The organism is Peribacillus sp. B2I2 (assembly GCF_041261685.1).
Classification (GTDB): domain Bacteria; phylum Bacillota; class Bacilli; order Bacillales; family DSM-1321; genus Peribacillus.
On sequence record NZ_JBGCCB010000001.1, the window covers coordinates 3,730,736 to 3,753,654 of the forward strand.

A 22,919-nucleotide genomic window follows, 5' to 3' on the forward strand; every position below is an offset into this window, starting at 1 on the left:
ATTGAGTACCATTCGGCAACCTACAGGCCAAACTTAGGCAAAAAGATAATCAATCCAACTATTATAGAAAATATAGCATATATGAATACAGCTCCGGCTGCAATATCTTTTGCCTGCTTGGCAAGGGGATGGATTTGATCCGTCACCAGGTCAACTACCCTTTCAATCGCTGAATTAACGAGCTCTAACGTAATCGTACCGGCAATGGCTGCCAAAATGAAAAGCCATTCCATCCCATTCAACGAGAAGTACCAGCCAAAGAATACGACGATTGCCGTTAACGCGAAATGAATCTTAATATTGCGTTCCGTTCGAACAGCCTCCAAAATTCCCTGACAGGCAAAAGAGAAACTTTTTAATAGAGGATACCTTTTTTTACCCTTCTCTTGAAAGTCCATATTCTTCCAAGATCTCCTTTTGTTTAGTGAACATCACTTTTTCATCATCTTCATTCATGTGGTCGAATCCCAATAAATGAAGAAAACCATGCAGCGCTAAAAATCCAAGTTCACGGTCAAAAGAATGACCATATTCTTCAGCCTGCTCTTTCGTGCGTTCAATCGAAATGATGATATCGCCTAACATGCGTGGCATTTCCGCCCCGACAATTTCCACTTCATCTTCTCCCATTTCTTCAAGTGCAAAAGAAATGACATCGGTAGCTGAATCTTTGTGACGATATTCTTTATTGATTTCCCGAATTCTCTCATTGTCTACAAATGTAACAGAAAGCTCGGTATCTTTTTCAATGTTTTCTTTTTTTGCAGCAAATTGCAAAATGCTTTCAACAAGTCGCTGGGCTTCTTCAGTTACTTCGTTCGTTTCATCCATTAAATCGATAGCTAAAATCATTCTTTCACCTTCTGTCCTAATTTATCCGTCTCCGGATATTCAATCCTGGAGTGGAAGATACCATTCAGCGATTCACATAAGGAATGCTTAACGATACTCAATTCTCTCATAGTAATGTCACATTCATCAAATTGACCATCTTGAATCCTATCCTGAATGATGAAACTTACCAGTTCTTCAATCTTCTCTGGCGTTGGGTGCTGCATCGATCTCACTGCAGCTTCCACACTATCGGCAATGCCTATGACAGCTACTTCCTTCATTATCGCCCTTGGCCCGGGGTATCGGTAAGCTGCTTCCGGTGTGTCTTCATCCTGTTTTTTTGCCTTATGGTAGAAAAATTTCAATAAAGTGGTCCCGTGATGCTGCTCTGCAATATCCACAATCTCTTTCGGGAATTTTTGACTGCGCAGCATCTCCCCGCCATCTACAGCATGGGCAATGATGATATCCCTGCTCGTTTCCGGCTGGAGCCGATCATGCGGATTCTCCTCATTCATCTGGTTTTCGATGAAGAAATGCGGCCGCTTCGTTTTACCGATATCATGATAATAACTGCCGACCCTTGCCAGCAATCCATTCGACCCGATGGCTTCACATGCAGATTCCGCCAAATTGGCGACCATTACACTGTGATGATAAGTCCCAGGAGCCTCAATCAAGATCTTCCGCAGTAACGGATGATTGGGATTCGCAAGCTCGATAAGCTTAATGGATGATAAAATCCCGAAACCAGCCTCGAAAAACGGCAACAGCCCCATTGTCAAAACGGCTGAACCCACTCCGGAACCTATGGCAGCAGCAGCATAATATAAATACTCCATTCTAGTATAATGGCCGTCCATAATAAAAATGAGAGAAAAAACAAATGCGATATTGATTAAGGACAATAGCAGCCCTGCTACCAACACCTTTGATTTGAAATTGGGTCTTGATAAGATGATGATTGCCGTCAATCCCCCGAAAATGATATAAAGCCCCATCGAGAAATCCAGATTTCCAGGTGTATCACCGTTAAATATAATCGTACCATACGAACCTAACAATATGATCATGGCTACCGCTAACTTATCATTCAATAATATCTTTATGAGCATCGCCGCCATGGCACCCGGGAAAATGTATTCCAAATTCGAATTTTTAAGGTCTGCCAGAATGCTGACCGTTTTCATGGTAGCCATTGAAAGGATAAAGACAAGACTGAAAATCAATAACTGATTGTACTTGTTGTCCTTTTTTGAAATGGAAAAGTGGAAAAAGTAATAAAAAGCGGCAATGGTCAGAAATATGAATAGCAGCAGGCCGATATACGGGTAGATGGTAGACTCGGTATTTAAAAAGCCTGCCAATTCCAGCTGCCTATATACATCCCTGTCCACTAACTGATTTTCTTCAACGATGATCTGTCCTTGGAGGATCCTGATCGGCTCCACGCTCTCGACCGCTTTCCTTCGCTGTTCCTCGGTTTTGTCCTTATCGAAAAACACATTCTGAATGATTGCCGTACGGGCAAGGGAATTGGAGGCTTTTTTCATATCGCTATTGATGCTCATATAGCCCAATTCCTCTACAACCTTTTTCTTGGCATTTTCGACGTCACTGGCAGCGATCCGGGAGCTCATCACATTATTCACGGCAGTAATGGTTGAATCCTTCGCAATTTTCAACTCATCTTCATCCGCCTGCACTAAAGCAAGAAAAACGGATTCCTCAATATCTTTATTGACTTCATCGGTCAATTTTTCTTTTAATATGGAAACTTTTTGAGCATCCGTCTTTACGGTCCCTTTTTTATCTTCTTTTCCCTCATCTTCTTTATGATCTTCATCGGGGTCCGTTTCTTTATTCACCTCAATCGCTGAATCGAAAATGGATGAAATCAAGTCGACTTTATTTTTGGCATATTCTTTTTTTAAAGAATAAACATCGGCCACCTGTTTTGAAATCTCTTCTTTTTCCTGTTCCGTCTTATAGGTATCTTCCACGGTCTTGGTTGAACGGATTGTTTGTTCCGCAGGCTTAAAAAGCTCTACCTGGACCCTTTCCGGCTTTACGTTGGAGAACATTAACCCATAAGCTATCAAACCAAGTATGATAAACAATAGCACTTGAAAAAAACGATGGACCAACAGCCCTTTTATTTGAGTGAAAAATTTCTGGATACGATTCAAGGAAGGTCCTCCTAAAAAAAAATGATGTTTATTATTCTAGATATGTAAAATCATAACAGTTTTCATATAAATTTTCACCTCGTATTAATAAATGTAAAGCTTCTTTCGATCCATATCCACTTTTTCACCAAAATGATAGGTCATTTCGACACATCACGAAAAATCCGCCGATTGAAAATGGCGGATTTTTTCTTATGACTTCGCCTGCTCGTAAGCAGTAATGATTTTGGCGACAAGCGGATGCCTCACTACATCACTTTGTTCAAAATAAACAAAGGAAAGGCCTTTAATATTCTTCAAAATCTCTTCTACCCGGACCAGACCTGACTTCATGCCTTTTGGAAGGTCTATTTGGGTCCGGTCTCCCGTAATAACCATTTTCGATTCGAAACCTAGCCGGGTCAAAAACATCTTCATTTGGGCTTCTGTCGTATTTTGGGCTTCATCCAATATGACAAAGGCATCTTCAAGCGTACGGCCCCTCATATAAGCCAGAGGAGCTATTTCGATCGTTCCGCGTTCTATCATCCTTTGGGTCTGTTCCATCCCAAGAAGGTCATGGAGAGCGTCATACAGCGGACGTAGATAAGGATCTACCTTTTCTTTCAGATCACCAGGCAGAAAACCGAGGCTTTCGCCCGCTTCGACGGCAGGCCGTGTCAGGATGATCCGTTTAACATGTCCATTTTTCAATGCATTGATTGCCATCACCACAGCAAGATAGGTCTTCCCTGTACCGGCAGGCCCAATTCCAAATACCAGGTCTTGTTTCTTTATTGCCTGGATATAGTATCTCTGGCCGATAGTTTTGACTTTAATGGATTTCCCCTTAGCCGTTTTAGCGATTTCCTCATCATATAATTCTCCGAAATACTCCAATGTGCCTTTCCTAGCCAATTCAATCGCATAAAGCACATCTCTGGAACTGATTGCAATTCCTTTTCTAATCACTGTCAATAGTGCCTTAAGGATATCCTGCCCCATCGTTACCCGCTCGATATCCCCGGCAACACTCACGGCTTCACCCCGGGTAATGACGGAAATCCCAAGCTCCTCTTCAAGCACTTTTACATTTGAATCTCCATTGCCCAATAAAGCGATCGCTTCATTAGGTGATTCTATTTCCAACTTAATTACTTTCACATCATCTGCCATTCGTTAGTCTCCTTGAATGATTGGCTGTCCAATCGCTATATCTTCAATAACTTGGTAATGTATAGATAATTTAACTTTACCATTCTCCATGCTTTCGTGCAAAATTTTTTCTTCGACGATTTCATCTTCCTCGTCTAAATGCTTTTTCAATTCCGCTTTAGCCATTTTCCTGCCTTCCTTCACCGCCTCTTCCTCCGTATAACTTCGAACTATATCTTCCTTGCTCCTTAAGGTCACCTGTTTATAGGAAATGGGCAGTTCCCATTGAAGAAAGTGAAACGGCCTCACTGTCGTTTCTTTTACCTGTTTTTCATAACCTGGGTCCTTGAATCCCCAAACAGGCAGGGAGAAGTCCCCCATTTTCAAAAAGTGCCTGCTCGTTTCATTTCCGTTAAAAACAGAAAACTTGGTTTTTAACGGCACATCCACTTTCGCTTTATACCACGTTTTCCCTTTTATTACTCCCTGTGCTGATACAATTTCCTGTTTGTCCTCTTTTCCAATAAGTCCTGAAACAAGAAGCTGTCCTTTTCCTACATAATCATTCACATTAACTATAGATTGTCCTTTTTCAACGAACATATTAGTGATGATCGCTTTTTTGGAAGCCACCAAATTTTGTGGAGATGTTTTCTCGACCTCTTTAGGCTGCCGTTTTTCAACCACCCGGAAATGGTATGTCGTTCCCTTTAGCTCTACCCCTACCCATGTCAATGCACCAATCCGGTCCGACAGCTTACGCTGAATCGTATCCACATCATCAACAAAGAATTGCACTTTACCGATCTTCACACCCATCTTGTCCAATTCTTTTCGGATGGCATGCTCGGTTGCCGGCTTGGCATCTTGCACCTCGATGCCCCATACCATATTGGAAAGTACAAATATGCAAAGCAGGAAAGCGATCAGACCCACTAAAAACCCGCTGTTTTTCATAATCCTCTTCATTAGGAAAGGGAAACCCTTTCCCTGCATGAACTTTACTTTACAATCGCTCTTTCGCATGACCTGACGGAGTTTAGGGATATCCCTGACATCCATATGGAAAATCAGGGCCTCGCTGCCGACGCGCTTCACTTCCCAGATATGAAGCCCCCTTCTCGTCAGCATATTTATCAGCCGTTCTGCACCTTTCCCATAAGCTTTCACTTTTACATAGCCTGTATAATAGTTTGTCCATTGGTTTTTCATGGAGACCTCCCGGGATCATTCATTGATAAAATAAACCTTGTCAATTTTGCCTTCGAGCATGATTTCTTCCGGCAAAATCGTCTTTATGACAAAGGCGTTTCCCTTTATCAGCAACTGCCCATTTTTCAGCATCAATCGTACTTCGCTGTCTGTAAAAGCCAATAAGCCACGATGGTTTTCAATATAAATATGTAATTGACCGATCATAGTAATTCGCGGCAGGTCCATCATGACATCTTGCGGAAGGTCCATTGTTTTGGTCATAAGCTGTTTCACTTTTTTTCCCCAATTGCGTGCCATAAAAAAGAACCCCCTTTCATCTCAATGTATGTATTATTTTATAGATAGCTTGATGAAAGTGTGATAACACAGCCTTTAGGTAATAATATTCTTCAAGGGGGAACATTATGATAAAGCACGTAGGAATCTTATTGAGGATTAGTCGAGAGAGTACAGAAAACGCTGATACATTGCTTTCACATAGAACCATAGCCGAACGGTATATGAAGGAACATGGCTATACCTATCAAATATATGAAGAAGTTAAATCAGGTGCTTCTAATATTGCTAACCGTACCGCCTTATTAGAAATGTTAGCAGATGTTGAAGCTGATAAATTAGATGCAGTGTTTGTCGTAAGTATTGACCGTATCAGTAGGGATACACTATATGCACAAATGGTAGCTAAAGTTATTGCTGATGCTGATATACCTGTTATAACGCCTGAAAAGACGTATGATTTAAATAGTGACGATAGGTTGTTATTTGATATTCAGAACGTTGTATCTAGCCAAGAATTAAGGCTAATCACTAAACGTCAAAGGTCTGGTAAACGGGAACATATAGCTAGAGGTCAGTGGGCACAAGGTGTAGCCCCCTTTGGTTATAAAAGAAATGAAGATAATACTAGCCCTAACTATAAACACCTTGAAATTAACCCTACTGAAGCTGATGTAGTACGGATGATATTTACTTATGCAATTGCAGGAAATGGTATTCCTACGATTATAGATAAGTTAGCGGGCTACACTACAAGAAGTTACACAACCAGTAAGGGAAAATATCATACAGGCAAACCTTTTAGTATTAGTATGGTCAATACGATTCTGAAGAATAGGGTTTATGTAGGTGAAGTTCAGATGCAAATTAAGGATAAACGGAAGAATGTTGTAGATGTTATTTCTACAGTTAATGCACATGAAGCAATAATTGATACAGATACCTTTGAGAAGGCACAGGAAGCAGTAGCTGGACGTTTATCGGGTGGTGCTGAAGGTTTGGTTAAGCGTAACCGTAGTAGAGGTGAATGCCTATCTATATTGAAGGATTTAGTGTATTGCAATAGATGTGGTAGCAAGATGGGATTCAGGAAAGATTCTAAACAGCAGGATGTTGTATATCTAAAAGCTTGCCCATGTGGTAATAAAGGTGCAACAGAATCCCGACTATTAGAAGAGTTCTATAATCAGTTTGAATTCACAGAAAGATACTTTACGGAACAATGGGAAAAGGCTTTAGCAACACCTATGGAAGATTCTAAGGAAGTACTACAAAAGCAATTGAAGCAACTACAGGAACAACAGGACAAACTAAACAGGAAACTAACTAAGATACGTTCCGCTTACCTTGATGAAGTTTTTACAAAAGAAGAATATTTAGCTGATAAAACGGCTACTGAAGAAGAACTGATGTTGCTGAAGAGGTCTACAAGCGATTTAGAAAGGCAATTGGTTAACCTAGATACTAAAGATGTTGCCGAAGGCTATGCAGAGAAGCTGAAGTTAATCCATAAGGTTAAGGAAATGGTTAAAGATAACCCTAGTTTAACGGATGAAGTATCAACACGTGCTAATACAATAGAAGCTAACCGGATGCTTAAAGTTCTACTTGATAAGATTTACTACCAGAAGTTTGATCAAAAGGTTATAGGTTCAGATGCAATGGGTAATCCAGAAGTTGACTACAATATAATAGAAGTAACTATTGCCCCTAAATAAGATTAGGGGTTTTATTTATGTTTACAGATATGTAAATCTAAGTGTAAAAAAGCCTACAAATTAGATAAGATTGTTAACGGTAGGATTATAGATAAGGGACTATAGAAAGCCTATTATAGCAACCTTTATGGGAATTAGGGTGACTGAATTACCTTAGAAAATAGGTATCAATCTACGCTACATTGTAATCATTCTAATTAAGTCATACCCGATTACCACCCCTATAATTACCATTGACATTTACCCCACCTTACGAGTACCCCCTTTCCCCTACCCTATTGTTACCCCCTATATATACACACCCCCTTACCCTACCCTATTGCTACCCCTGTATAGTACGGTGTTACTAAGGGTTATAGTAGTATGTTTATTATTAGTATCTACTACTAATACCTTATACTTAATCATTAGTTTCAACATCATAGATATGTAATGATTTATAGATAGCTGTATCAATAACCATTAACACTAATCATTACACTTAATGTAATATCTTAACACTAGTAATTAAATTATAAATATGATTGACCGTTTGATGTTTAATTAAAATCAATTGAAATAAAAAGAAATTAATAAGAAGAAATTAAACTAAGTTGACGGGTAGGGGTGCTTTAAAATTTGGGTTAATGGTGGTTTGGGTATCAATACATATAATAAATCCTCTTTCCAATTCGAGTCCAAATTTTATTTTTTCCTATTTTCTAATAAGGGAATTCCACATAATCTGTTTTAACACCCCTAGCAAGCCATATAAGGGACGTTACAACTAATCGGGTCTAATTAAAGTTAATTGGAATCTTCTTACTTCTATTTGTGGTGTTAATCCTTATAATAAAGATCAAAACTAAACTGGCAGGTCAATTTTTTTCACCCTTAAAAATAAACTTGGCGATAACTTGTTCCATTTTATCACGTTACAGAAAATACCTTATTTGTTATACTTTATAGTGTTGACAAAATTATCGGGAGGTAAGGTTTTGAAAGGGATTAACGAATGGGTACAAAATAATAAAATAAAATCAGTCTTAATAGTATTATTAACTTTTTATCTTTTACCGCTTTTAATCGTTCATATATTATATAAACTACCTACAATTTCCACTGTGTTTATAACAAAGTGGACAGCAGGTGAATTAATTGATTACTCTGTAACATTTATGGCATTTCTCGGAACTCTTGCATTAGGGGGTGTAGCTTACATTCAAAATAATAGACTTAATAAAATTAATAACGATTTAATTCAACATCAATATAAGCCAATTATTACTGTAAGCCCTTCTGTTGATGAAAATAATGAAAGAGAGAAATTAAGAACCTATTATAGGAGAGTTGAAAGAAACAAAACTGGTATATTAATAAAAAATGGATGGTCAAAAAGGCAAACGTATTTCCCTGATGCAAAATTAAGTTTTTTAAATATCGGTTTGGGACCTGCGGTTAACGTTCAATTATTTTGGTATCAACTTGACAGTGTTGATGGAATCTCAAAATTAGATGAAATCTCAAAAAGAAATATAGATGATTTTTATGAAAAAGTTAAGTATTCTAATTTTACATATATTGATAACGGTATCACTAAAAATGAACCTTGGCAGATTTTCACAGACTTTTCATTAGGAGTAAATGAAGATGTAAATAAGCTTAATTTGATATTATCATTTGAATATAATCCTTCTCCATTACACAGTATCATAGAAATTAGATATGAAAATTTGTTGGGGATGAAAATAAAACAGCTTTTATATTTAGGATATGATGGAGAACCAAACATGTTACCTGTATCAAATGTATATGTTAATAATTCATCAGTTTAAGTTGGGATTGTGAGGTTACTTAATGAAAGCAAATGAAATAGTTACTGTTCTAAATCATTTTAATTGGTCAAAATATAGAAGAGTATTGATAGACGGTACTTGGGGGATTGGAAAAACAAGATATGTTTCAGAATTTGAAAAAGACCAATCACATGTAAGTTATGTATCATTATTTGGGAAAAAAGATATAGACAGTATAATTCAAGAAATATATTTTCAGATTATTGAAAAAGCACCATTGGGTATGTATAAGAAAAGTTACAGGGTTTTAAGGGAAAAATTTAAAAATGTTACCTTTCGATACCAGGGGTTTACTATCTCGGTTCCACTTATTGAAGATTTACATAAAAGCTTGAATAAAGAGTTAGGTAGTAAAGGAACATATATTATTATATTTGATGATTTAGAGAGAAAACATCATAATCTTAAAATAACAGAAATATTAGGATTACTAGATAGTCTTTCTAAAATAGAAAACATTAAAACGGTTCTTATAGCAGCTACAGACCAACTAAAAGGTAAAGATAAAACCACATTTATAGATTATAAAGAGAAATCAATTGATAGGACATATAAAATTGATGATTACGCTGATAACGCACCCGTTGATATTTTGGGTAAACAAATATGGGAAGTTATTGGGGAAACAGCAAAGAACTTTGATTTTAAAAACTTAAGGACATTTGAAAAAACTTACATGTTTATTAAAGAAGTGATTCAAATTCTCGGTAAAGATATTTTTACTGATAAGTTTACCAGAGATGACCTTTACCGAATGTGTTTTGCAAGTGTATTTTTTAATATTGAACATAAAAATGAAATGAGATTATTAGATACTGAAAAAAAAGATAGTGATTTAAGAAACGCTGATTTAAGAAACGCTGTTTATAAGGGTAGTGATAGTGGAGTAATAGCGTACTTGTATGAGTATATCCTTAAAAAAAATATGGATAATGTAATGAGTAAAAATGTTTTTCATCATATTAAAAATTGGTATGTAACCGGAACTTATTCTAGGGATGACATTCTATCAGTAATAGCTTCGATAAATAGTTTTGAAGAAAAGCCTGGAAATTTCTATTCCTCTGAAAAAGAAATACTTAAAATGATTGAACATACCAAAGCTTATATTTTACATTTAAACGGAACTGAAAAAGTTGACGATATAATAAATCACTTATCTATTGCGTTCTTTTGGTGTGAAGCATTGTCTGTTGATTTCGGTATGAGTAATGAGGGTGTATTAAAGAATATTAAAGGCAATGTTTCTAATAGGATTGAATTAGAAAAAAGTCAATATCAAAATGAAGTTGATATATTCTTTCATAGTGAGAGTAAAAAAGTTGGAGAATTAACCCGTGCTATAAATGATACTATAAAAATGGAATATCAAAAGCAATTAATACAAAAAATTAAAGATTGCTACATTGAAAAGACATATCAAGTAAGATATTTAAGAGAACTTACTGACTTAGTAAATTCAATATATGATCAATCGAATAGAACATATATATTAAGAAGTTTAAATGAACATCAATATTTTTTCCCTATCCCTTCAGGGAATATTAATGAAAATTTTTGGTTCTGGTGTATTCAAATTAAATTATTAGTTAGTGCAATTGAAGCACGGTGGGGTGTAGAAAATTACAGTAATGACTTTAAGGAATATCTATTTAAATTAGATGAAATTGAAGAAGATAGATTGCTTAAATATAGGTTAAAAACACTTTTCGAAAGATAACCATTGCCTATCAATAACACGTTTTTCTATCAATGTTGACAAGTTTGTGCGACTTCTAAAAAGGACTTGCAAAATTGCAGGTTCTTTTCATTTCCCCCCTAATTGTGTAAGTTCTTTTTTAAGTTTCTTTAAAGCCCTGTTCTTAATCTTCGTTACTCTATCTCTGTTACAAAGAAGTAATTTATCTGCAATTTCTGATGGTGCAAAGTCTCTATAAAATAACCAGTACACTACATCCCATTCAATAGGTGTTAATACATTGCGGAATATCTCTTTGTTCTCTAAAATCCATTTCATTTCAACGGTAGCACCTTCAGGAATGTTGCCCGTCATTTCTTCTTCAGCACTTTGAGAAGAACTATCTTTAGAATTCATAACGTCATAGCGGTTACCCTTACTGTCTTTTTGAATATATCCCTCTTCAATCAGTAGGTTCTTTTTAATGCTTATGAAGTTCTTGAAATCTTGGTTCAAAGCGTGACGGATATATATTAGTAGTTTCTCGTCAACGGTTTTACCTTGGTTAAAATCCCTGCCACCTTTTCGGTAATCTTCCAAAGCTTTCAAACCATGCCTTGTTAGATAATCCTCTAGTCGAACAAGATTAAGCTTGAAGTATTCAAAACCACCGTTGCCATCATCAACCGTTATGGTAAATCCTTCACCCTTTTTAACTATTCGCTTAATCTCCTTCAGAACAATTTCCCATTCTGCTAATCCTGAATCTGCTGATTTAGCGAACTCCTTGTTTCTTCTGATTAATGTGTTGATACTTGTCATGTTGTCCATTCTCCCTTTTGTGTTGTTTTTGTATCTCTAATACTTCTAACGAATCAAACAGCCCATTTGCACAACTGCTAAAAAACGTCCTCTCCCTAGTAAGTAAATCGAAGTCGGTTTTTTGCACAATTGCCTTACAAAGTTTTAAACAATTGAAGTTAATGAAATGGGACATATAAGAAAAATAAAGCGAAGTTGATGAAATGGGACATCATTCCAGCAGCGATTGAAATAAACACAAAAAAGAGAAAAGTTTTTTTAAAAGAGGGTGGAAATTATCAACGGGAAAAGCGGATATAAAGAGTGAGGGGGAAAAGTTGATGGGGAAACCATTTAAGGAAGGGGTTATTAGTAATCTTTTAAAAGAATGTTTTAATAGAAAGATTGTTCACTACGTTCACTACTAATTAAGTAAATACATAAATAACAAACAATGACCGTTAAAGGTCAATCACTTCTAACAGAAACATTACATAATTAAGTTCAACGGTATACATAACTTTAGAATAAGTAGGATATACCTCTAATTCCTCCACAATTGCCCTTCTAAGCGATTCTATTAGCTTATGGGTAATTAATTAGTGTTACCTCCCCCTCTAACACCTTTTAGAAGCGAATTCAGACATTTGACAAAAAGATTATTTTATGTTAGGTAAAGTGGAAATTATCAAGGTGATTCACAGATGTATATTATGTAGGGAAGGAAATAGTCCACCTTCCTTAAGCATTAGTTAAGTGCTTGTCATTCTAAGTTATCCCTTCCATTTCCCCTTTCTAGAAATCATTACAGGTTTACTCCCGTTTCCCTGTAGTGGTTTCAATGAAGGTAGAAATACTTTCAATTGGGTTCTTTTATTGGTCTCGGAAAAGACCGTCAAAAAATTACTACCCTAGTAGTAGTTTGGATTGCTTTATTTCTCGGCATTAATACCGCTAGATCGAATCGTCTTGGAGAGGGTTCTAGCACCCCAATTTCGAAAAACTAACGATAGGCGATTCACTATTTTTAGATTGCCTGATTGTTTACCCAATTGGGCACTTTTTAAAGTAGATAATACGAGATGGATATCCTCGTTAAAAGGTCTATATAGTATAGAGAATGGCATGAACCGTTTTCTTCTATGTTTGTTAGCTGGTAATTGATTCTGCCTTGATACGCAAACTCCAATTGTTTTGAAGAGTATAAAAGCTTATACAATCACCTTGATTAATTGTTGTTCAGTGGGTGGACAATGATTTAATGTACACTAGACGGATACCTTGGAACGAAGTCTAGTATTTGTACCTTTCCCATACGGAACAATTCGTGTGGTTACAGGGCATCCTTTTCGAAGGGTGTCCCATTATCTATACGAACAATAAAATATAAAGGATGGTGTTATTAGTGGAGAAGATTATTACAGTAGATGAAGCAAACGCATCATCTAAGAATCAGCTTATCGGTAGATGCTTGGAACAGAATAAGTTGATTTACCGTATGCAGATGGAAGCTATTCAGAAGGAAAAAGAAATTGATTACCTTAGAGGTATTATTCGGAGATACGATAAAGGGTTAACAAATAGATTTAAATAATAGAAAAGAGGATGACTAAAAATGACAAAAGCAAATGATATGATTCAATTACAACAACAGGTGCAACAGCTTTCAAAACAGCTTCAAGCTAACAATGCATATAAAAATACTTCAATCTTCAAACGGATGAATAAGGAAGCCGAAAAGTGGTATGAGGAAAAAGTTGTTGAAAAACAGACTGCCCAAACTCATAAACAATTCTTACAAGACAAGATTTCTAGTATGATGTTAGGACAGCCACAACATAGAGACATTAGTACTATTAAAACTGTTAATGGTGTACTAATGAGGGTTGCTACAGATGACCAAGCTAATGTTGTAAAAGTAGAACCTATCAAAAGTTTTGGTGAGTTGGATTATAACGAACGTTCTCAACTAATGACCGAAAATAAGAAGTTATATACTCGCTTACAACATGATGTTTATAGACCTGAAATGCATGATTTTCATATTGATGTAATGGTAGCTGAAGGTATTAGATTTGATGAATGGTCTATTCTAGCTGATACACCACAGAAGCCTAGTCTAGAGGGTTTAAGCATGGAAGATTCATCTAAGGTACTAAGTGAGTATAGTAAAGCTACAGAAGCCCATACAGCCCGTTTAACAGCCTATCAGAGTGATAAGACCGCCTATGAAACAGGCACTATGAATAATGACCTACGGGAATGTGAAACTAAGATTGAAACTATCAACAGTGAATTACAGGGATAAACTAGGGTAGCCTTAATTGGTTACCTTCTTTTTATTTATAAAACAGAAAAGGAATGATTAAATCATGAAGTTAGAACACAATAGAGTAGATTTAAAACTAAGTGATATAGAAATGAAGTTTTGTCATGCCTATGTTGCCAATATGAGAAACGCATCCGAAACGGCTAGACAGATTAATATTAGCAGACCTACTTTAAATAAATGGTTGAAGAAACCACATATCATAGCCTATTTAGATGTGTTAGCTGAAGCAGGTATTGCAGAATCAATATTAACCTTTGATGAAGCTATGCAGATTCTAACGGGTATAGCTAGGGGAACAATTACTGAAGAAGTAATAAACTTTAAGTCAGGTCAGATTGAAAAGACAATTCCTAATACCATCTCTAAGAAACAAGCCGTTGAACTGTATTTAAAAGCTACTGGACAGCTAGTACAGCGTATTGATATCACATCAGACTATGATAGACCTAAACCTAATGTAAATGACCTTACAACAATAGATATGGCTACTAAGAAGATTGCCCCTCCTATTGATGCAGAATTTGAAGACATTGATGCAGGTGATTTAAATTGAACAGTGAAGGATTTTTCATAAGCAAGTATAAAGATGATGAAGGTAATCTGATTCATGAAATTGACTTACATCATTATGACCCTAACGAAGATGAAGAAATAGATGATAATATGGTTATTGGTGACTTTAACGGTATCAGTATCACATCTATAACTGAATGGTATTTCAATACTAACAAGCTTCAAGGGAAGGTTAAATTAAGTTCTGATTCAAGGATAAGCTTACCTACAGTCCCATCATGGAAAGAACTTTCTAAACGCTATCCAGAAGGGAAGCTACTTAGAATTAAAGGTGAATTCTTTGTTGTATCAGGTACTGATGTTGAAATTGTAACACAAGCCTTTAAGGATAATACTTGGCAAGAAACAGACCTATGGACAGCTACCGTAAATGTTAAGCCATACGGTGTAGATGTTGCAGAAGATTGGATTAGTGTTGACTTAGATATTAACTGGAATGAATAACAAAACCCCTTTTCCTTAATTGGATTAGGGGTTTTTTTTGTCTAAAATACTTACCAGTAATAACCTAATGTAATCTAATATAATCTGTTGTATTCTAAGTCTTGTAAGAGAGACACCTTATACAAGGTTCTTTATTAGCTTCAAGAAGTAATGCTAATAAGCTTGTGCATAGTGCTAAAACAGAAGCTGAACGTGAAATGTTTATAGAGTATAGAAATCATGTTATAGAAACAATGAAAACTTAGTAAAGCTTTATAATAAGCTTGATAAAGTTATTTAAAGGCATTGGGGAGAAATCCCCTCCTTACATATTCATTCTAAAGGAGGTTGCAAAAATGGCTAAATCAAGTGTTTCATTGAAGGTTGCTGAAGAGGTTAAGGGAATGTTAGAGGAACTTAGGGTATTCTACAGTAAAGAAGTATCCGTTGATTTAAACACTAGTCAAACGGCTGAACGTATTATTAGATTAGCCTACTTAGATATGAAAGAAAAAAAGGCTGAGGATTAAAACTTCCCCAACCTTTCTTTTTGTTTATTTATAACCACCTCTAAATAATTTCAAATGTATGAAATGAAAGAGGGTTCTAGCACAAAATTATAAGGGAATGAAAGTCTATTTTTTTCATGCATCAAAAACAGGCTGAAAAAAGCCCGGGGTGCCGAATTACCTTCTGGACCGCTGAAGACTTCGCCTCGCCCTTGGCGGTCCCAGCACTTCTGACATGATGATGCCATCAATCAGCTGCTTTTTCCCAAAAGACGGTCCTTTGCGATAGACCGGACTGTTATTATCAGATATCGCTGATGTAATCTGATCCGCCTTCGCTTTTTGATATAAACGCTCTTGATCGTACTTCTGCTGAAGCCGTCTAAGCTCCGCAATCCTTTTGTTCGCTTCGTTCTTCGTCTCATCGATTACTTCAAAAGCCTGTGTTGCCTGCTGATCGACTTTCCTTACGGGAGCAGGGGCAGGCCTTTGCTGCTGTTCCCCTTGCGACATTTCGCCCTGAAGCTCCCGCATGACCTCCTGCCATTTCTTTTTCGGAGGCGTGTTTGGATCATCATTTTGCTGCTTTTTCTTTCCTAACATGGACGTTAAGATACCGATCAAGACAATGATAAGGAATGGGTTCTTGAGAAAGAAATCAATAAAATCTCCCATTTAAAGACCTCCCTTCCCTGACCTAATTATTATTGTTATTGTTATTGTTGTTGATATTATTGTTATCCTTTGGATTTTCGGATATTTTACTGATGGAACCGCGCATATCCGTATCGGCCGTGATATTTTGGATATTCATATAATCCATCACTCCAAGATTCCCGCTTTTCAGTGCATCGGCCATGGCCAACGGAACTTCCGCTTCGGACTGAACAACCTTCGCTCGCATTTCCTGAACACGGGCAACCATTTCCTGTTCAAGTGCAACAGCCATTGCACGCCGTTCTTCGGCCTTCGCCTGGGCTATTTTCTTATCTGCCTCGGCTTGATCCGTCTGTAATATGGCCCCGATATTTTTCCCGATATCCACTTCAGCGATGTCAATGGAAAGAATTTCGAATGCCGTTCCAGAATCCAACCCTTTTGATAAAACCGTTCTAGAAATCAAATCGGGATGTTCCAGTACATCCGTATGCATTTTAGAAGCACCGATCGTCGATACGATCCCTTCACCTACACGGGCAATGATCGTCTCTTCACCGGCACCACCGACTAGACGTTCAATATTGGCACGAACCGTAATCCTTGCCTTCGCTTTTACTTCAATCCCATTCATCGCTACACCAGAGATGAACGGAGTTTCGATCACTTTCGGGTTAACGCTCATTTGAACGGCTTGAAGAACATCACGACCTGCCAGGTCAATAGCTGCACCCCGTTCGAAAGGTAAGACGATATTGGCGCGTTCTGCAGCAATTAAAGCATTCACTACGCGATCGACATTACCCCCTGCAAGGTAATGGCTCTCCAATTGATTCGTTGAAACATTGATTCCAGCCTTATGGGCCTTGATAAGGGGATTAACAACCCTGCTTGGTATAACACGGCGAAGCCTCATCCCAACTAATGTAAATATACTGATTTTGACTCCTGCCGCCAAAGCGGAAATCCATAACATTACTGGTACGAATGTGAAAAACACTGCCAATACGATGATGGCAGCAATCACTGCCAGTACAATAAATATCGTTCCTGAAGTTATCACTTAATGATTCATCCTTCCTGTATCTTTTAATTTTAATTCGAATCCGGAATTTCCCGGACGACCACCCTAGATCCTTCAACTTTAACGATCATGATTGACGAACCTTTGGAAATAAAGCTTCCTTCAGTCACGACATCCACTCTTTCATCTTTGATCAAAGCTGTTCCCGAAGGCCTCAAATCTGTCATGGCCTTCCCTTCCACACCTAATAAATCAACTCTATTCGGATTGCTGACATACCCTTGTTCCGTTTTTGTTGCATCGGTTAATATCATTTTCCTGAAAAATTTCATTTGTTTTCCAAACACCTTTACAAGTAGGATGAATACCAAAATGGATACGGTGACCGCAATTAGCAAGGATATCGTCATATGAACAGGATCATCTGATGCGAGGAATAAACTCCCCACGATCGCTGTAAATCCAAGCAGTCCGATAATCCCACCTGGGAGAAAAAACTCAATTAGAACGAGAATGACCCCAATGATGAACATCGCTAACGATTCGTACCCGGTGATACCAGCGACAAGATGGCCATAGAAGAATAAAACGAGACTTGAGATCCCAATTACCCCTGGAATTCCAAAACCAGGTGAAAACAATTCCATCACAATCCCGATTCCCGCTATCGTCAATAAAATGGGAACGACGATCGGATTGGTCAAAAAGCGGGCAAGTTTCTCAGGAAAGCTTTCTTCGATTGACCGAATATCGGCATCCTCGACCCCAAGTATACTATACAGCTCCGCTTTCCCAGAGACTGTGCCTTCACTATATCCAGCCTTTTTTGCCTGTTCAGCTGTAAATGTCAGCAACTTTCCTCTTTCCGCTCCATATTCGGGAAGATTGATGTCATCATCCGCCATCGCCTGAGCGAAAATGGGATCGCGTCCATTTTGTTCTGCAGCAGTCTTCATGGCAGCCAGCCAATAAGATTGCGCTTTCTTACCTGCAGCGTTCCCTGTTGAATCAATGACAGCCGCCGATCCCATGGTAGCACTTGGAACCATATAGATCTCATCTGCACTTAGAGAAATATATGCACCTGCAGATAATGCCCTGTTATTGACGTAGGCAACTGTCTTAATTGGTGAATCGGACAGTAACTTTGCGATTTCCCCTGCCGCATCCACAGCACCTCCAGGGGTATTCACTTCGAATACGACAAGATCTGCATCAGCTGCTTCAGCAGTGGTCAGCGCACGTTCCAAAAAGGCCGAGAGCCCCTTTTCCACCGTTTCTTCAATTGGAACATGGTAAACGATCTTTTCTTTTGCAGAAACCGACGATACCCCAAATGAAGACATGGTGAACAGCAATCCAAACAGGAGTACAGATAAATAACGCCAAATTTTCAACGGAACGCCCCCTTTCCCGTATTAAACGCTGTAAGTGCCTCCAATTTCATGAAGATACTTACCAGTAAAATTCAGGCCGCAACTAAAATTCGAATAAGGAGCAAATGAAGCAACCCTTTACTCTGTTCTTTAGTTATTACGTATGTATATGAAAAAGGTTTCAAAAAAAGCAAATAAAATTGAAAGTACCCCATATTATCTTGGACTTTGCTTCAATAATATACGCATAAAACCATGAAATACACAAAAACCACAGGCAATTGCCTGCGGTTAGGTTTCGAGTTTTAAGTTTCGAGTTCAAGATAGATGTTGTTGTACTAATTTGTTTACTAGAGAACCATCCGCTTTACCTTTAACTTTAGGCATTAAAGCTCCCATAACTCTCCCCATATCTGCTTTGGATGTTGCATTGACTTCTTCAATCGTTTGTTTAACAATATTAGAAATCTCTTCTTCTGAAAGTTGCTCAGGCATATATGCCTCTACGTATACTAGTTCGGTGCGGACTTTATCCACGAGATCGGAACGACCTGCGTTTTCAAACTCCTGGAGGGAGTCTTTGCGTTGTTTTAATTCGCGAGAGAGCACTGTCAATTCTTCATCATCTGTTAAATCTTGTCTCTGCTTTAGAGCTTCATTTTGAATAGAAGCTTTCAGCATCCGAATAACAGATAGTTTGTCCTTTTCCTTGTTCTTCATCGCTTGTTTCATATCATTATTTAAACGCTCGAGAAGACTCATCTTTCCACCCTCTCTTAGAATTTACGTTTTCTAGCAGCTTCAGACTTTTTCTTACGTTTTACGCTTGGTTTTTCATAAAATTCACGCTTCCTAGCTTCCTGAAGCGATCCTGCTTTAGATACAGTACGTTTGAAACGACGAAGAGCATCTTCAAGCGATTCGTTTTTACGAACGACGGTTTTAGACATCTCTTTCCCTCCCTCCGAAAACAACACACTAACTCAAGTTGTCAACATGTTATACATGTACTAAACAATTATAATATATCATCTTTAGCAGGTCAACCAATTAAATCAAACTTATTTTGAATTTATTCATGTTATTATCATAACTTTTCTCTAAACGGCATGGAAATCCAATTTATAGCATGTCTCCTCTTAATGGACCATAAGATTATTAAGGGGTGACTGTCATGTTTGAGCTATTTTTATTCCTGCTATTCATTGCGATATTTTTGGCAGGTATGTCAGTTTTACGAATCGGACTGTTCAATATGTCCGGTGCAGCATTAAAGACTTTTCTATTAAAGGTAACGGATAAGCCATGGAAAGGTTTCATGGCCGGAACCATCTTTACGGGGATCCTGCAAAGCAGCTCGGCGGTCATGGTCATGACGGTCGGCCTCGTTTCTGCAGGAAGCTTAACATTCCCGCAAACAATCGGGATTATTCTTGGAACGAATATCGGATCCACCTTTACAGCAGAGTTCATGACCTTCTCTTTGGATCGTTGGATCATTCCCGGAGTTGTCAGCGGCGCTTTCCTTTGCTTCATGCCTAAAGTATTACCGAGAAGCTTAGGGATGTCCCTGATCGGAATCTCTGCCATCTTCGCGGCAATGAGTGGTTTTAAAACGCTTTCGACACCGATTGCTGCCTATCCATCCATACAGACGCTCATCCATTACATAGAGGGCCATATGATTTATGCCCTATTGGCCGGAATATTATTGACGGCACTCATTCATTCCAGTTCAGCAACCATCGGGATAGCCATGAGCTTTTTGATGAATGGGGAGTTATCCGTCGCTTCCGCAATCATCATCATGCTCGGATCCAATATTGGCACTTGCATCACCGGATACATGGCCAGCATCGGGTCTGGGAGACAAGCCGCCTTCACGGCTTATGCACATATTTGGCTAAACGTCATCGGGGTTGCCGCATTCCTGCCTTTTGTGGACACCCTGGAACGAACGGCTGCCTTTTTCACCGAAAACAAGGGGACACAGCTCGCCCATGCGAGTGTCATTTTCAATATCTTGACTTCTTTGGCTGTCTTGCCTTTCGCACGCCAATTCTCCAATTTCATTCTTTTGGCACATCGGCCACATATAAAAAAATAAAGGACTGTCCCAAAAGTCATTAGAAACTGACAATGGGACAGCCTCGAAGAAGATAGACATAACCTAACCGCTACAGATATCGAGGGTGGTAAACGATTACCAGAGGTTTTTTAGCTAATCTTTTTATAATTAGTTTTATGGTTTAATAAGCTCAAACCACTTAATATAACAGCAGCTAATATCAAAACGATCCAACCTTTATTAGAGAAAGATGTTAGATAAAAAACAGTTACTGCCATTATAAATAAAAGGGTTATTAAAGTATTATATACCCAAAATTTCATCATGTATTTCACCACTCATCGTAAGTAGTTTTAGTTTTTCCTTTATAATTCTTTTCCTTATAGTGCACTGTTTTAATAATTCCACTCTTATCAGATTTCGTATTCCTTTTCACGTAAGATTTATAAGATGCGTATCCGTATAATTCTTTCACACCCAATGCAGTTGCAGTAAGAAAGGAAGGTATACCAACTCCAGGAATTAGACCACCAGCACTAACTGCCGTTATACCAATGAAAACCCCTTTTGATCTATCTTTATTACTAAACATTAATTTATAACTTGTGGGTAAGGAAGATCTGGGCATACATTTCTATGCTGGATAACATGCATCTGCTTTTTGAGGTGCAGCCAGTGAAACGCCAATTAAAGAAAAAGCTAATGTTATTGATAAAAGTAAATTAAAAACCCGTTTTTTCATTTTCCTCCCCCTGTTTATGTATTTAATATAAGCACGTTTACTCCCCTTGTTACCCCCTATATCTATTAAATCGACAATAAACTTTTTTTGAATTTATAGGTTCCAAAAATGAACAGTACAAATTCAAAAATGGTACAGGTCCTCTTTTTTTATCCGAGAAATCAGAAAAACCAATATATTGGAGATATTTCTTGGACGACCGGAATATACCAACAGATTCAATTACATCACCAGTAAAACGGACACGATCTTTCTTCACTATACAAAAACATACCCTTTAACTTCTGAAGAAAATTTTTGCAACAAGAGAAGTGCTAATAGAGAAAGTAACAAAGATACCAACGCCTTCAACATGAAAAGGATTGTCAAGGAACGAAAAGCTCAGAGGCGTCCACTTGTGAATTCGCCAGTTACATTTCAATCAATTAATGGAGAATTAAAGCGAAGGCAAAAGTAAACGTTTATTCTGAATCAAGACGCAAATTCTAAGCAAGATAAAAATCGAGATAGAGAGCATTTTTGTTCAAATCAAGGGCAATCGGTCTTTTCGTCGCTTTTCGCTTCGGAGAAACTAAATGTTATAGTCCGAACGGAGTTTTGAATCGTGGCAATGGTTTATATTTAAATGGCTTTCATCCTCCAGCTGTTTTCGGTAGATATTAAAGAAATAAAAAACAGGCGGAGAAAAATAAATTATTTTTCTCCGCCTGTTTTATTTTAAGGACTTATTATACAGCCCAATACAATATCAATAATCCGAATCAGCCGTTAAGCCCTTTACGATGGAGACACCTGCACTCGCTCCAATTCTTGTTGCACCAGCTTCAATCACGTTCTGGGCATCAGCCGTGTTGCGGACTCCGCCTGAAGCTTTGACACCGATATCGGGACCAACCGTTTTTCTCATTAGCGCGATATCTTCAACAGTCGCACCGCCGGTCGAAAAACCAGTTGATGTTTTAACATAATCCGTTCCCGCTTTTACTGCAAGTTCACAAGCACGGACTTTTTCTTCCTCAGTCAATAGAGCGGTTTCAATGATTACTTTCGATAGAGCTTTACCAGTGGATGCCGCTACCACAGCACGGATATCCCGCTCTACCAACTCATTATCCTTGTCCTTCAATGCGCCGATATTAATCACCATATCGACTTCGTGGGCGCCATTGCTGATGGCATCTTTCGTTTCAAAAGCTTTGGTTTCCGGTGTGGTTGCACCTAGAGGGAACCCGATAACCGTACAAACTTTTACATCTGAACCTTCCAAAAGTTCGCTTGCATACTTAACCCAAGTCGGGTTTACGCATACGGAAGCAAAGTTATATTCTCTCGCTTCTTCGCATAATACCTTAATTTGATCTTTGGTTGCATCTGCTTTTAATAACGTGTGGTCAATTAAACCTGCTACATTTTGTGACATTAATAATCCTCCTCAAAACAATCTATAACTAGTTGTACGTACCTCTCATGATACCATAGTTTATCCAATTTGACGATATATATAGTCTTTACCCGAATGTACCAAGAAACACGCA

General features: G+C 37.8%; 23 protein-coding genes. 9 read left to right on the forward strand and 14 right to left on the reverse strand.

The genetic code is table 11. From position 1 onward, the window contains the following. Window positions 1-20: 20 nt before the first annotated feature. The 6 genes from ABIE66_RS18420 to yqfC form a co-directional block, all read right to left on the reverse strand. On the reverse strand, window positions 21-398 hold the full coding sequence (locus ABIE66_RS18420; RefSeq protein ID WP_089361538.1) for a diacylglycerol kinase family protein: 378 nt from the start codon (window positions 396-398) through the stop codon (window positions 21-23). Then, window positions 376-852: an rRNA maturation RNase YbeY gene (ybeY, locus tag ABIE66_RS18425; RefSeq protein ID WP_370015833.1), complete on the reverse strand. Its 477-nt coding sequence runs from the start codon at window positions 850-852 to the stop codon at window positions 376-378. The genes ABIE66_RS18420 and ybeY overlap by 23 nt, the downstream gene beginning before the upstream one ends. Then, window positions 849-3,023, reverse strand: coding sequence for an HD family phosphohydrolase (locus ABIE66_RS18430; RefSeq protein ID WP_289325789.1), 2,175 nt, complete (start codon window positions 3,021-3,023; stop codon window positions 849-851). Before ABIE66_RS18430 ends, ybeY begins: the two co-directional genes overlap by 4 nt. Before the next feature lie 192 nt (window positions 3,024-3,215). Beyond that, window positions 3,216-4,178 carry a PhoH family protein gene (locus tag ABIE66_RS18435; protein ID WP_289325790.1) on the reverse strand — a complete coding sequence of 321 codons (963 nt, stop codon included), beginning with the start codon at window positions 4,176-4,178 and terminating at the stop codon, window positions 3,216-3,218. Window positions 4,179-4,181: 3 nt separating this feature from the next. After that, window positions 4,182-5,369 carry a sporulation protein YqfD gene (gene yqfD / locus ABIE66_RS18440; RefSeq protein ID WP_289325791.1) on the reverse strand — a complete coding sequence of 396 codons (1,188 nt, stop codon included), beginning with the start codon at window positions 5,367-5,369 and terminating at the stop codon, window positions 4,182-4,184. A 15-nt stretch (window positions 5,370-5,384) separates the two neighbouring features. Then, the gene (gene yqfC / locus ABIE66_RS18445) at window positions 5,385-5,669 is read right to left on the reverse strand and encodes a sporulation protein YqfC (RefSeq protein ID WP_034308511.1); all 285 of its coding nucleotides are present in this window, start codon (window positions 5,667-5,669) and stop codon (window positions 5,385-5,387) included. Between the two features lie 107 nt (window positions 5,670-5,776). Between yqfC and ABIE66_RS18450 the strand changes: the two genes are divergently transcribed. From ABIE66_RS18450 to ABIE66_RS18460, 3 genes are all read left to right on the forward strand, one after another. Then, on the forward strand, window positions 5,777-7,366 hold the full coding sequence (locus ABIE66_RS18450) for a recombinase family protein (RefSeq protein WP_370015834.1): 1,590 nt from the start codon (window positions 5,777-5,779) through the stop codon (window positions 7,364-7,366). Window positions 7,367-8,343: 977 nt separating this feature from the next. After that, a complete protein-coding gene (locus ABIE66_RS18455) occupies window positions 8,344-9,180 on the forward strand; it encodes a hypothetical protein (protein WP_370015835.1) in 837 nt (278 codons plus the stop codon). A gap of 22 nt (window positions 9,181-9,202) precedes the next feature. Beyond that, window positions 9,203-10,921: a P-loop NTPase fold protein gene (locus ABIE66_RS18460; RefSeq protein WP_370015836.1), complete on the forward strand. Its 1,719-nt coding sequence runs from the start codon at window positions 9,203-9,205 to the stop codon at window positions 10,919-10,921. Window positions 10,922-11,008: 87 nt separating this feature from the next. Here the strand turns inward: ABIE66_RS18460 and ABIE66_RS18465 are convergent, their stop codons facing one another. Then, complete coding sequence (locus ABIE66_RS18465; protein ID WP_370015838.1) at window positions 11,009-11,701, reverse strand: RNA polymerase sigma factor sigma-70 region 4 domain-containing protein; 693 nt, start codon at window positions 11,699-11,701, stop codon at window positions 11,009-11,011. A 1,384-nt stretch (window positions 11,702-13,085) separates the two neighbouring features. Between ABIE66_RS18465 and ABIE66_RS18470 the strand changes: the two genes are divergently transcribed. The 5 genes from ABIE66_RS18470 to ABIE66_RS18490 all read left to right on the forward strand — a co-directional run bounded on the left by ABIE66_RS18470 (window position 13,086) and on the right by ABIE66_RS18490 (window position 15,538). Continuing rightward, window positions 13,086-13,274, forward strand: a complete 189-nt coding sequence (locus tag ABIE66_RS18470) for a hypothetical protein (protein ID WP_370015840.1) — start codon at window positions 13,086-13,088, stop codon at window positions 13,272-13,274. Window positions 13,275-13,295: 21 nt separating this feature from the next. Next, a complete protein-coding gene (locus tag ABIE66_RS18475; protein WP_370015841.1) occupies window positions 13,296-13,988 on the forward strand; it encodes a hypothetical protein in 693 nt (230 codons plus the stop codon). A gap of 64 nt (window positions 13,989-14,052) precedes the next feature. Continuing rightward, window positions 14,053-14,565: a terminase small subunit gene (locus tag ABIE66_RS18480; RefSeq protein WP_370015843.1), complete on the forward strand. Its 513-nt coding sequence runs from the start codon at window positions 14,053-14,055 to the stop codon at window positions 14,563-14,565. Continuing rightward, on the forward strand, window positions 14,562-15,029 hold the full coding sequence (locus ABIE66_RS18485) for a hypothetical protein (RefSeq protein WP_370015844.1): 468 nt from the start codon (window positions 14,562-14,564) through the stop codon (window positions 15,027-15,029). The genes ABIE66_RS18480 and ABIE66_RS18485 overlap by 4 nt, the downstream gene beginning before the upstream one ends. A 335-nt stretch (window positions 15,030-15,364) precedes the next feature. After that, a complete protein-coding gene (locus ABIE66_RS18490; protein ID WP_331261875.1) occupies window positions 15,365-15,538 on the forward strand; it encodes a hypothetical protein in 174 nt (57 codons plus the stop codon). Window positions 15,539-15,694: 156 nt separating this feature from the next. Here the strand turns inward: ABIE66_RS18490 and ABIE66_RS18495 are convergent, their stop codons facing one another. The 5 genes from ABIE66_RS18495 to rpsU all read right to left on the reverse strand — a co-directional run bounded on the left by ABIE66_RS18495 (window position 15,695) and on the right by rpsU (window position 19,524). Next, window positions 15,695-16,192, reverse strand: a complete 498-nt coding sequence (locus tag ABIE66_RS18495) for a hypothetical protein (protein ID WP_370015846.1) — start codon at window positions 16,190-16,192, stop codon at window positions 15,695-15,697. 22 nt (window positions 16,193-16,214) lie between these two features. Further along, window positions 16,215-17,219 carry a flotillin-like protein FloA gene (floA, locus tag ABIE66_RS18500; protein ID WP_370017081.1) on the reverse strand — a complete coding sequence of 335 codons (1,005 nt, stop codon included), beginning with the start codon at window positions 17,217-17,219 and terminating at the stop codon, window positions 16,215-16,217. A 50-nt stretch (window positions 17,220-17,269) separates the two neighbouring features. Further along, on the reverse strand, window positions 17,270-18,589 hold the full coding sequence (locus tag ABIE66_RS18505; protein ID WP_370017082.1) for an NfeD family protein: 1,320 nt from the start codon (window positions 18,587-18,589) through the stop codon (window positions 17,270-17,272). Between the two features lie 303 nt (window positions 18,590-18,892). Further along, on the reverse strand, window positions 18,893-19,336 hold the full coding sequence (locus tag ABIE66_RS18510) for a GatB/YqeY domain-containing protein (protein WP_289325794.1): 444 nt from the start codon (window positions 19,334-19,336) through the stop codon (window positions 18,893-18,895). Window positions 19,337-19,350: 14 nt separating this feature from the next. Next, entirely contained in the window at window positions 19,351-19,524 is a 174-nt protein-coding gene (rpsU, locus tag ABIE66_RS18515; protein WP_028391853.1) for a 30S ribosomal protein S21, read from the reverse strand. Between the two features lie 224 nt (window positions 19,525-19,748). On the opposite strand from rpsU, the gene ABIE66_RS18520 reads away from it, so the two are divergent. Continuing rightward, window positions 19,749-20,681 (forward strand): Na/Pi symporter, encoded by a 933-nt coding sequence (locus ABIE66_RS18520; RefSeq protein ID WP_289325795.1) that lies wholly within the window; start codon window positions 19,749-19,751, stop codon window positions 20,679-20,681. Window positions 20,682-20,973: 292 nt separating this feature from the next. Here the strand turns inward: ABIE66_RS18520 and ABIE66_RS18525 are convergent, their stop codons facing one another. Beyond that, on the reverse strand, window positions 20,974-21,234 hold the full coding sequence (locus ABIE66_RS18525; RefSeq protein WP_370015848.1) for a hypothetical protein: 261 nt from the start codon (window positions 21,232-21,234) through the stop codon (window positions 20,974-20,976). Window positions 21,235-22,132: 898 nt separating this feature from the next. Continuing rightward, window positions 22,133-22,804: a deoxyribose-phosphate aldolase gene (gene deoC / locus ABIE66_RS18530; RefSeq protein ID WP_370015849.1), complete on the reverse strand. Its 672-nt coding sequence runs from the start codon at window positions 22,802-22,804 to the stop codon at window positions 22,133-22,135. Window positions 22,805-22,919: the final 115 nt, after the last annotated feature.